The sequence below is a fragment of the Pseudomonas sp. WS 5010 genome, assembly GCF_012985565.1.
Classification (GTDB): domain Bacteria; phylum Pseudomonadota; class Gammaproteobacteria; order Pseudomonadales; family Pseudomonadaceae; genus Aquipseudomonas.
The window spans coordinates 45522-57274 of record NZ_JAAQWQ010000003.1 but is presented as its reverse complement, the minus strand read 5'-3'; the positions used below and the strand labels follow the sequence as shown (position 1 = coordinate 57274).

The 11753-nt window shown below is 50.7% G+C and carries 9 protein-coding genes and 1 pseudogene; 6 read left to right on the top strand and 4 right to left on the bottom strand.

Annotated features, from left to right (window positions below):
• Positions 1–274 precede the first annotated feature (274 nt).
• Complete coding sequence (locus HBO11_RS09135) at positions 275–577, bottom strand: helix-turn-helix transcriptional regulator (protein WP_170058877.1); 303 nt, start codon at positions 575–577, stop codon at positions 275–277.
• A 207-nt stretch (positions 578–784) separates the two neighbouring features.
• Between HBO11_RS09135 and HBO11_RS09130 the strand changes: the two genes are divergently transcribed.
• The 6 genes and pseudogenes from HBO11_RS09130 (at position 785) to HBO11_RS09105 (ending at position 8602) form a co-directional block, all read left to right on the top strand.
• Positions 785–1351 carry a hypothetical protein gene (locus HBO11_RS09130; RefSeq protein WP_170058876.1) on the top strand — a complete coding sequence of 189 codons (567 nt, stop codon included), beginning with the start codon at positions 785–787 and terminating at the stop codon, positions 1349–1351.
• A gap of 483 nt (positions 1352–1834) precedes the next feature.
• Positions 1835–2347 carry a hypothetical protein gene (locus tag HBO11_RS09125; protein WP_170058875.1) on the top strand — a complete coding sequence of 171 codons (513 nt, stop codon included), beginning with the start codon at positions 1835–1837 and terminating at the stop codon, positions 2345–2347.
• 131 nt (positions 2348–2478) lie between these two features.
• Positions 2479–2676 (top strand): annotated as a pseudogene (locus HBO11_RS09120) (transposase domain-containing protein); the annotation flags it as partial.
• A 345-nt stretch (positions 2677–3021) separates the two neighbouring features.
• On the top strand, positions 3022–5076 hold the full coding sequence (locus HBO11_RS09115) for a hypothetical protein (RefSeq protein WP_170058874.1): 2055 nt from the start codon (positions 3022–3024) through the stop codon (positions 5074–5076).
• Positions 5077–5573: 497 nt separating this feature from the next.
• Complete coding sequence (locus HBO11_RS09110; RefSeq protein ID WP_170058873.1) at positions 5574–6953, top strand: HEPN domain-containing protein; 1380 nt, start codon at positions 5574–5576, stop codon at positions 6951–6953.
• A gap of 470 nt (positions 6954–7423) precedes the next feature.
• Entirely contained in the window at positions 7424–8602 is a 1179-nt protein-coding gene (locus tag HBO11_RS09105; RefSeq protein WP_262381023.1) for a hypothetical protein, read from the top strand.
• Positions 8603–8634: 32 nt separating this feature from the next.
• Here the strand turns inward: HBO11_RS09105 and HBO11_RS09100 are convergent, their stop codons facing one another.
• From HBO11_RS09100 to HBO11_RS09090, 3 genes are read right to left on the bottom strand one after another with little or no spacing between them, the layout of a single operon-like run.
• Positions 8635–10896 carry an AAA family ATPase gene (locus tag HBO11_RS09100; protein WP_170058872.1) on the bottom strand — a complete coding sequence of 754 codons (2262 nt, stop codon included), beginning with the start codon at positions 10894–10896 and terminating at the stop codon, positions 8635–8637.
• Positions 10893–11339 carry a VPA1267 family protein gene (locus HBO11_RS09095; protein ID WP_170058871.1) on the bottom strand — a complete coding sequence of 149 codons (447 nt, stop codon included), beginning with the start codon at positions 11337–11339 and terminating at the stop codon, positions 10893–10895. Before HBO11_RS09095 ends, HBO11_RS09100 begins: the two co-directional genes overlap by 4 nt.
• A complete protein-coding gene (locus tag HBO11_RS09090; protein WP_170058870.1) occupies positions 11339–11752 on the bottom strand; it encodes a hypothetical protein in 414 nt (137 codons plus the stop codon). Before HBO11_RS09090 ends, HBO11_RS09095 begins: the two co-directional genes overlap by 1 nt.
• Position 11753: the final 1 nt, after the last annotated feature.

Below are 11753 nucleotides of genomic sequence, written 5' to 3'. Positions count from 1 at the left end.
CAGGATGCGCATGGCAAGTGGCCATTCATAAGAAAGGATCGGGTACTGCTATTGCTTCAGTTCAGCCAACAGGGCTAAGCATGATAATTGACAAGCCACTCGTAACAAAACACTCGTGAAGTGGCCCAGGAATTACGATTCGAAGAAAATCTCGAATAGCTTCAAAACGCCTGCGAATTTAGGCGGGTGACTGGCTCCATTTGCAGGAAAATGTCTTCCTTAGATAAAGCGTGCATACCGTACTTCTGCCAACCGACTTCGACCATCAGGTGCTTTATAAACGGAAAGGTGTGTCGATAAATCCTGCTACACCAAGCTGCCGCTCGATGTCTCGAATCGTTAGAGGCAACGGATCTTGGGGATGCATGAAATGCTTTGCCAAAATAACTGGCACAGCTTCGTGCACCTCCAGCCGCTCACAAATCCGGGCCAAAATAGCGAGCGAGGGTGCTCGCTTGCCGCACTCCAGATCGCTCAGATACTGGGTAGACACAGTCCCCAAAAAATCCTTCTGCGTAAGCCCCTTTTGACGACGTAAAGCCTGCACAGCAAGGCCTATAGCCTCGTTGAAATTCATGGATTTTTGCCTAGCTTTAAAGCTGGCATTTGACGCAGGGATCAGATATTTTGGGAATCAACGATAGGCGATGTTAAGATATGTCTATGGAATCATTGTCAGGTTCTGCTCTGGAAACCAGCGCCTCACGAGGATCAGAGCCAAAACATAGAAGCGCTTCGAAGCATGCATTCACCTATGCAATCCTCACCGACGAGAATGACAAGAATGAGCGACACCATCGACGAGGCAATATTAAGACTGAAAGGTGATGCCAGTGACGTGATATTCACAGGCTACGTTACAAACGCTTATGTCGAGGATTCTTCATCGCTAATCGGAGAAGTCTGGCACCACGCAGGTGCGGACGAATTGGGGAAGTTTGCCAATGGGCATTGCATCGAAACCTCAGCCATAGCCCAGATTCATACTCGGGGTGAGAGCCTGTGGGTCATCACCGAAAGCGGAAGTACTTATGGCATTCTTTCGTTTACCCCGTTGGGCTGGACGTATTTCAGCCACTTCTATGTGACGCACAGTCGTCTTGATTCAGTAGCTGTGTGCATCCCAAGCTTTTATATGCCCTCACCAGCCGCGAGCCGTGTTGGTTTAGGACGAGCTTTTTTGAAGAGAAAAAAAAACGTACCGAAAGAAAATGTCCCGGAGTCCACGACACGCGTTCTTCGTGGACCAGAACCAGATCTGGACTACATACGGCGGATGAGTATCCATGCCCAGGAGACTTTGGAGACGCTAAAGCGCAACGGAGTGAAAACAACAGATTATGAAAAATGAGCCATCTCTCGTGATTAGCGCATCCTTAGGCGCCTCAAGCACTGAGAATATTTTAGCGGGGCCTACGAAGGCTGACTTCGGCTCAGAACTTCAACGACTTTATCCTGAGGCGTTTCAGCGCACCGATTCTAGCCAAATAAAATTTCGGTGTGGTGAAGGGTGGCTGGCGATCATCAGAACACTCTGCTCACTTTTAGCAGAAGCTAATCGCCATGAGGCTGGGCAACCAACGTATCTCACTGAAGCCAAAGAGAAATTAGGGACTTTAAGAATCCTGGTATCCGGTCGCTCACGGGTCGCCCATGAATGGATCAGATTTGCAGCGCAGCACTCCGCTAATGTCTGTGAAATTTGCGGGTGTAGCGCTCGATTAATCTACACAGACGGCTGGCAGCGGGTACGGTGCGATGCTCACACCTCTTCGCCCGTTCCTGACTTGATCGATTGACTAAGAAGCTGTCATTCGTCTTACAAGGATTAATCATGGAAAAGCAGATCAACATCGTAATGGCTAATCATCCAGAGGTTATTTCTTTGGTCAGAATCTTTCTAGAGGACGAGAAGCTTTCCAAGCAGAACGCAGTGCCGCTGTATATTCTCAAAGCCTGCGTATCCTCACCCAGACTTTTCGATGTCTATCTGCGAGACTTTCCTGACAGTTCCTTTTTGAAGGTGGGCGATAGCTATTTGGACAGCAGAACTATGCTGGCCGACCTTCCCCAAAAGACATATGGGATATCACTAACAGAATGGAATCTTATTAAAGGTCGTTATCGGAATGCCGAAAATTTTATGCCAAATGACAGTTCTATATCACGAGTCCAGATTTGGCCGTTCGACCCTAGGAGTCTATCCCCCGAACAATTGAAGTTGGCAGTAGCGGTGAGCTACAGCGATTTAGAAATGTATCGCGAGCCGAGATTGTCTGGAGCACTACGTGACTTACTTGTCGATTACAACATCGAACCTTACTCTGACCCCCCGACTTACGGGTAGGTGAGATAGAAAATTCTTAAATTAGCAATGTGCAAAAAATGCACATTGCTACACACCAGATCGACTCCTGAGTAGTTAGTTGCTGCTCGGAATAGTCAATACCAACCACAAGATAATCGCGCCTTTTAGTCCTTGGCCGTTCCAACTGGCTCTTCGCTGCATCGCTGCGCAGCGGTAAACGGGCAGCGGCGATCATGAGCCTGATCCAGTCGGCACGCATGAATGGGCATGATCCGTACGCGAATCTCAAGGATGTGCTGATGCGGTTGCCGATGCAGAAGGCCAGCGAGATCGAGCAGTTGCTGCCGTATCAGTGGATGGCTGACTGACCTGCGCAAGGTCTATTCCCCGTGCGCTTACGGTAACGTGATCGTGACGACTGTTTGCAGCAACGCTGGGACGCAAAAGGTCGCAGATATGAACATGTGCAGGGAAACGACTGAGTTGCTGCTGTGCTCCAGTTCCCCGCCCGGGTACTCTCTGGGGACATTGAGCGAAGCATAAACCTAAGTGGCGCATGCTGCTCCACCAAGACACGCCAGAACAATGATTTCAGCCTAAGGGCTATATGCCACTGCACGTACCCGGTGTGTAGATATATCGGAAACACAGGTGGAACGGGCTTTTACAGTGGTTGTGCCGTGCCCAGTATGATAAGCAGTTAAGGAAGACCCATGAGTGCCGAACAAGACAATCCTCGTAAACAATTCAAAGATGCGCTAGACAAGCTTGATCTCAAAAGAGCGACCGATGCGCTGAAAAACCTCGATTCAGATGACGTCACAGCAGTCTTCGCTAGCAAGATGACACAGCCAGGTGGCTTCCAGATGCGGGCGGATCGCAAGAAGCGAAACCAGTTCTATTCCTCGCTTCTGAGCGACACTGCCATGGATCGGCACCCTGAAGCACAATCGTACGCTCAAGACCTCAACGAAAAAATACAGATCATCGAGCAGTGCTTCGACCAGATACGCGCGAATCTAGCTCTCTGTGACATCTCCAGTTATCCGGCGGATATCCAGTTCTGGAGCCACATCGAACGCGCAGTTGGGGAGCTTAAAGAGCTGAACGCTCTGAGCAAAAAAGCGATGGGAGCTTTGGAGGCCAAGGCCCGAGCCGGACTGCCCTTTGTTATGCCCGAAGCGATCATGGTCAAGACGCCAGAGGGTATGGAGGTTAATGTTGATGCGGCCTACTCAAACACTGCCACTACGCTCAGCTTGACCCTGAAAATGATGGCCTTTGAGCACAAACTGTTGATCAATGGCAAGCTCGCTGCCCCGACGAAAGTGCAGACCACCGATGAGCATCAGTATAAAGCGGGAAGCATCCAGCTTTTTGCGGTGTCTTGGAATGCCTTGGAGGACATCGGCAATAGGACACTTTTCTTTGCGGGACAAATCGGTGATATGAAAACCTTGGGCATCCCGCGTACCAAGCTGGATGAGGCCTTTTATAAAAAGTTTCCAGACCCCATTTTCTTTCACCGCACGCCTTCCGAAGATGAGGTGTATGATTTCTTGGCAAACCGGCGCCAGCATTCCTGGGCTGTCCAAAACTCTCATAACCTTCTGCAAGGTAAAACCCTGCGAAAGGCTGTCATGGCCAAGGGGGCGAAAGTACCGGATCTTTCGGGGGCACCTTTCGTATCCGAGGATGAGGGCGTCACCCTAACGACGCTGTCCGAGATACTGTCGTTCGATGTTTTCTCTGACCAAGATCGCCATCATGGCCTTACTTTGCGTGAGTGGGTACGTGGGTACTGCGCGTTGAAACTCATGGCCAAAGCCAAGGAAAAAACATCGGGTTCCAGTCTGGTCACCTTTGATAAAGCAGAGCTGGAACAAGGTCTGGTTGATTACCGGATTCCCCAATCAGTCGTTGCCACTTTGACTGACCACCTGACCTTTGGCACTGACAGCCGTGACCTGTATGACTCACCACTGATTCGATCGCAGGATGACAAATACTCTCTTCTGGCCGAAATCCTTGTCAGCTGCAATGTACCCAACGTCCTGTTCTCTAGGCTGGGCTCACTTCAAACTCAAGTAGACAAGAAAGGCAAAGGCTTTGAGGACAAGGTTGTGTCGTTCCTCCAGAATCTAGGCTACCCATGCAAACCCGCTAAATTCAACCTCGACGGTGCTCAGTATGAGTACGATGCGCTGTTTATGATGGATGACAAATTGTTTTTGGTTGAGTGCAAAAACAATCTGTTATCAGGAAATCATGCAGTCCCGGCCCTGCGATACAGCAAATTCATCACCGACACCGTCAAGCAGGTGAAGCGATTGGAGCAAGGTTTGCGAGCACGTCCAGAGGTTGTAGAGTCACTGTTCGGCAAAAAGCTTGAAGACCTCACTCTGGTGCCGATGATTTTGAACTCGCTCCCCTACTCTAGGGCGCCGATTGACGGTGTTCACATTTCCGATTACTCGGCGCTCAGCAAATTCTTGACCGAAAGTACCATCTCCGAATCTCATAAAAAAAATGGCAAGAAAATGATCAGGAAGGTCATTCATCGACTGTGGTCAGGCGAGCGTCCCACCGCTCAAGAGTTGCTTGATTATCTGGCTTTGCCACCCCAATTGAAGTTCATCATCGACCACTTAAATTATCAAATTTTCCCAAGGCCGATGTCCGAGAGTACGATTTTTTTCTCTCGCATATTGGAGGTAGATGAAACTGCAATGCAGCAGGCGAAACAAGACGCTCCTCACGTCAAGTGAGCCAAGAATGGTGGATGCTAGCACGCTCTGGCTCCACCAGTATCCGGCTCAAAAACCATCTCACCCCAGCCATGTGCCCCCCCGGAAAGTCAGCTCTCGAAATGCGACATGATCGGAGGCTGGGAGTGAAAAGTCTCTAGGCGTCCGGAGCACCAAAGCCTCTTAAGCGCCTGGTGAACCCACCTACCGAACTCCAGCGTTAAGGGAGATGTTGTCCGCCTATTTTTTAGCGGACGCGATCACCCTTATCGCCAGGATTCACATGCGCTTTGAATTCCACGGCTAGTGATCTCCTGGTGGACTGTACAGTGTGTTTAGACTAATAGTCGCTTTTGGCCGATTTCCGCCTGTCGTGACGGGCAGCAATCCACCCTCATAGATGCCTTCCAAAGCAGACGTTGTAGCACTTCTATTAGGGAAGAAACAATTCTGGCCTGGCTAGACAGAGGGTAGCTAGAGATGCACAGTGCTATCACCCTGACAAATGGAACTTGAGCATGCACGTCGCCACCACGATAGCCAAAAACGGGTTTTTCTTCCTTCCGCAATCCCCCGAAAAACGTTACCCAGGCACGCTTACCATCTCAGACGGTGGTCGGATTGAACTAGAAATAACTGCGGACGAGCCTGCTTTCACCTCACACGATGAGATGATGATCGGGCGGCTGATCGGTCAGGTCGAAGGCGGCTATGTGACACTGGAAGGTTGCGAATATCGGACGATGAATCTCTCGTTCGCTGGCATGACCGGGAAGTCGCTCATCACAGCACGATTGGTTTTTGTCGGGTTGGGGCTACCAGAGCCGGCCAAGTTCATATCCCTCAGATTTTGCATAGATGGCCTCAGCGAATGGCTAGGTAGATCTGCATTCAAAGTCGGAATCGGCCAAAGCTTTGAAGACTGGACCGTGACAATGAAACGACCTGAACCAGTACAGTGCACGTTACCAGATGGCACGACGCTAGAGATCGACATCGAGGTAAAGCTGCCTGGCGCTATTAGGTATCCGACCTTGGAACTCTATCAGCAGGCATTCATTCAGATAACCCCCACCGAACCTCAACTTTTCGAGTTTTACCAAAAGCTTTCGCATCGTATTACTCGATTTTTCTCCTTTGCAATTGGCCGTCCGGTAGCGATTCATTCTTTGAAGGCGGAGGTAGATGACCCTGAAATTAGCGACGTGCATAAATGGGTGGAGCTTTATTTTCAAAGCCTGAACAATTCGGCTAAACAGTCGCTAGGTTCAAGGGATATGTTACTTGGATACTCCAGTATTGCGCTCCGTTTCGGAGATTTACTCTCGACTTGGTTGAACGAATACGAAAATCTAATGCCAGCTCTTCACCATTATTTTTCCGTCCAGGACGAAAGCCTTGCCTATCTAGACACCAAATTCATTGCGATGGCGCAAGCTCTCGAAGCATTCCACCGCCGGACGTCTGAGTCCGGAAGATGGCCGAAAGACGAATACAAAGCCAAAGTTGCCGCAATCATTGAAGGATGCCCCGAAAAGGACCGCCAATGGTTACAGCAGAAGCTCAACTTCGGCAACGAAATAACCTTGGCTGAAAGGCTACATCAACTGATCGACCGCTTTGCATGCGTGTTTGGTGGAGAGGCTCCCATAGATTTAATTGTTCGGGGTACTGTGAGAACACGAAACTACCATGCCCACTACGATCCACAGGGTGCAGCTAAGGCGCTAAAAGGCGGAGCACTTATCTCATTAACTTTCCGCTTACGAGTTTTGTTCGCTCTATGCTTGTTAATCCGTCTTGGCTTAACGGAGGAGGAAGCTATAGACCTAGCTCGGTCTGCCCCCCTACAGCGGTTGCTACGCAATGCCAATTACATTGAGCAAAATGGAGATTAGACGGTAATCCGCTTCTAGGTTTCATCTTCGTCAAGCATCAAAGCCAGTGGGCTATGATCGTTCGATACGGTGATGTAGGAGCTGCTGGGCTGCCGCTTATGACCAGCATATTCGTTCGATAGCTGCCGCTCACGGGCAACCGCTTTCGGCCTATTGCGGCCGCTCTCAACTACTGAATAGGCTCCCATTTCGCTTATCACTATCCTTGGCCGTACGCAGGCAACGCTTCTATTGCAATAGGCAGAGCAACAACCTTTGTCGGGGAAATTGCCGGTGCTCCGGTTAAAGTCTTGTTCTGAAATTCATGGGCAACGAGCAGATATTTCGCACTCAACATCTTGCTCAGCGGCCTGATATGCTTGGATCTAGGTCAACGAAACACTTGGCCAAAATCCAGGACGATCTCGCCTAGCCTTTCGCTTATGCGGATGGATGCATCGCTACCCAATCTCTCTTCCGAGCAGCCGAATATGTCAAACACTCGCGACGATTTCACGAGCCGCACCAAGAGTGACTTGGCGTTGCGTGCGAGCTATTTCTGCTCCAACTGCAAATGCTCGACGGTTGGACCGAGCGATGAGGCTTCTGACGCGGTGACGATGATCGGAATTGCCGCACACATTTCTGCCGCTTCGGCTGGTCGTGGTGCGCGCCGCTACGACCCCAGTCTGACGCCTTCAGAGCGTTCGCACATCGATAACGGGATTTGGTTGTGCGGAACGTGCAGTATTCTCATTGATCGAGATGAACAGCGCTTTTCGGTTAAAGCCCTCTTGGACCTCAAGAAGCAGCACGAGGCATCCAGGCGCATCCACAGAAATGGTGGCGCCGATGCAGAGAACATAATTGCTGTTGGCCCCCTCCTCATAGCCTTGGGCTCGGTCGTTAGATCCGGCCCAGAAGGAATACAAGTCAGAATCTCCCATTTTTTACAAGGGTCTATCCGAGACCTGTGGTCTTTGACCCAAGATTTTAAGAAATGGCCCAGAGAACGTCGTTACGTACTCCTGAATGAGCTTGGTTATGGAGGACTGTTGGCTGAAGCACCGAGTATTGAGCGAACCAATCAAGGGTACGAGGTTCACTTCATCCTTGAAGCTGAAGTGCCACGTAGGGATGCTAGCAAAATCAAAACATTGTGCGCAGACACATTGAAAAGGCTTGAAGGGCTTGAAGCTATAATCCCGATTTGTCAGGCCACATTGGGCATGGCATGCGGGACGTGGTTCGCCGATCTTGATCGAGGTAGTGATGTATCTGACATCTACTGGCGCTATCTAGGTTCGCCATGGTTCGCAGGTCTTGTCACCATGGAAATGATCCGCCTTTCGTCCATCCCATCAAAGCCACTTCATGGCTCCGACGCCACGACACCCATGGCATGCGTTAATCGAATCAATCGCGTCGAAATCCCCTCATTCGAACTCACCGATCATCGCTTACCTATTTCTGTGGATATCGAGCTAGAGGGAATTGGTAATTGGAACGGGACATTGCTGGTATTCATCTCCAGTTCGGATGAGCTGCTCGCAGCCAGGGCCAACGCCGAAAAAGCGGGCAGCCGCATGGCCCCCACCCAACATCGCAACGTCACACCCGTTAAAATCACAGATGAAAAACTCATAGCGCGGCTCAAAAACTGGACGTAAACATCACGCACAATCGAGCGTGGATTAGCCGCTCAACCGGACAACATCGAATCCAAAGCGACTTGCCGCGAAAATGCTTTAGGGGGCAATGCAATAGCTTGCTTCAGCGCAGTCACATCGCCAACCAGAATTACCTGGACTTGAGCGCGTGTTAAGGCTGTATACACGAAGGTTCGGTCCAGTATGCGTGACTGGCGCACAGGAATGATAACGCGCTGAAATTGCGAGCCTTGACTCTTGTGGACTGTAATCGCGTAAGCGTGCTGCATAGCGTCTAAATCACTTTCCAAAACGTAGTGATGGATACCTTCGTAAATCGCACACCCTAGCGCACCGCGCATAATGGGATGATCGACAGTCCCAATGTTGACTTGAACGACGTCGTCGTAGACTTCCGTTAACTGGCCAAGGCAACCATTTTGAAGATCTCGCTGCCAATCGTTTGCGGTATATAACAGCAGATCCCCGACACAGAATCCGGTGGACTCAATCTGTCCCGACTCTGCACTGAAGGCCAATAGAGGCCGACCATGACTAGCGTAGCGGACGTGACAAGTCCTGTTGAGGGCGTCGACCCCAGCAAACCTACATGACCGTGTAGCACAAAGAATTTGCGTGCCTTCCCGCTTTTGCTCGTAGAGACGAAGTACCGTGGGTATGATTTCAGCGTCAGAAGTAGGGAGAAGAATGACCTCACCGGCCTCATTCGAAGTGAAGTCTGGCCACCGCCCCTCTCGAATTGCCTGCGCTGCTGATGGAATTTGGGATGCCTTTGACTGCCGCTTTACCTCAGTCAGTTGAGTCTGAGCGATCTCCGAATGACCACACAAGACATGCAAAACCAGCCCTGCTCCGATTGGAGGTAACTGATATGGATCACCAACAAGAATAAGGTGGGTATCAGGCGGCAGCTTTCGGGCAAGCCGATAAAATGTCACAAGATCCAGCATTGAAGCTTCATCAATAACAACTATGGGGTGCATCCCAATTTCTTTTGCTGAAACGCTGCTCAGAAAGCCAGCTATCGTAGTTGCACTTTCGGACGTCGCCTCAATCATGCGCGCGGTAGCTCGACCTGAAAGTGCCATCTGAAATCTTGGCCGCCCCAAGGTATCGAGCGCTCTGTAGAGAGCTTTCAGCACCGTTGTTTTCCCCACGCCCGCGCCACCAGTAATAATGCTGAAACGGTGCGCGAACGAGGTTCTGACGGCCTTGCGCTGAGCATCGTTCAGCGAGAAATCGTCGCGGCCTAGCCGATCACGTTCTTCGCTCTCAAACCTGCGAAGAACATCATCAATGTCTGTAGGAAAAAGCTGTTGATGAGATGATGTCGTTTGAAGCAACGACCGAATGAACTCTGCACATTCCCGCTCCATGATCCACGTGCCTGGCGCGTGAAGCATTACTTCGCCCGATGCGTCCTGCCTCACGACAAACTGCCCGTTCTCTTTACCGCTGAGTAGAGCCTTTGATAACACAGAATTTGGAGACTTATGAGGTTTGATAAGGACCGCTACTATCTTCTGAAGGTCTGCCAGGGTGGCGCAGGTATGCCCCTTCTCGGAAATCCGGTAGAGCGCCTCCTCTAATGCAGCACGGGTCCGCCTCGGGTCGTCCGCCGTCATGCCAAACTGCTGAAGGGCGATCCGGTCAACATCTCGCCAATCGGCGGCAAAGCTCAAAAGCCGATAAGGATCTTCAGTTAGAGCGGAGATAGTACCGGTCTTATGAAACCTTATTATTTTTCGGGCCAAATCAAGCGGGATGTTTTTTTCCTGCACGAAGCGAAGCGTCCTCGCGTCGCCATTTTCAGACCATTTGGAAAAAAGGCAGCTTCGGACAACCTCCGAGGGAATAATTCCAATCACTGAATCATGATTAGATTGGTCTAATACGCCGTACAAACCTTCACCGAAAACATCCCAGAGCTTAGTCGCCTTTACTTCACGGATACCGGTGACATTGTCTGACATCCATTGGATGACCTGGCTCCCACTCGGCCTGATCAGCTTGAGGTCATGAACGATAATGTTCGTTTCCACAATGACGAACCCGCCATGCTCACGACGCAGAGTCTGAGCTTCGCCATAGGCCTGGTATATACCGCCTACGACGACGTCTTTGGAACCGGCAATCGTGGATGGAACCGTGAGGACGATGGCAGAAGATCGGTCATTGACCGCTTCTTCTAAATCAACTCGGTGACCGAAAGCGATGCATCCTCTCCTATTCACGGCTCTAATACGGGTAATTCTGATCGTGGCGGTGACGATAGTGGGTATGGAAGATGTCATCTCGGCATCCGCCCGTTATCATCAAGAAACCGTGCAAACAAACCATATTTTTCAAGTGCTGCTTTAGCTTCTCGTAGCTCAGCACGAAGAGCGGCATTCTCTTGTTCGAGACGGTTGAGCCTCTGGCCGTCGACCCTACGCTGGCTGCTCCCGCTATCCCTAAGGGGCGGCTGCGTTTGCTCTTGCGATCCTGATGTCGAGACCTCGACTAAAGGAGGCAGGACGTTTCTGCTTCGAAGATCACGCTCCAAGGCCTCCAATGCGCTGCGAACAGCTGGATTCTGAGCCAGTGCACTCTTCCCAAAACCGCACTCCGCTGCGATCTCCGAGCGTTTGAGTTTTCCCCGATGAACATACTCGCGCCAATCATCATCGGTCTTATTCGACGACCAAGCGATAAAAGCAGCGTAGTTTTCCTCTGCGACTTTCTGTCCGGAGGCCATTAACGTCTCTTCTCAGAAGATTCGCGATCAACGAACGGCATGGAAGCATCAAGCTTTTCTTGATTCATCCCATGCTTGTAAGCATTGTATTGCCACTTGACGAAACGCTCGATCAGCCGAGAATTCTCATCTTTGAGCCTGGCGTTTTCACTTTCGAGCGACCTGATGCGCTGTGAAGCCAAGTCCAAGCTCGCCGGTCGCTTGGTGGGCATGACTCCCGCCTTCAGTCCAAGCTTTTTTTGGTTATAAGCAGCCTTGATTCGCTCATGCGCACTCAACGTTTGTCTGGTTGGGCGAGTACCGATAACGCGCAAAACGCCATCGCATAGATCCTCCCACTGTAATTTTCCTTCCCAGCCGTCGATCAATCCTAAAATCACCGAGACATCTTTAGGGGTGAGATGCTTTGCCATG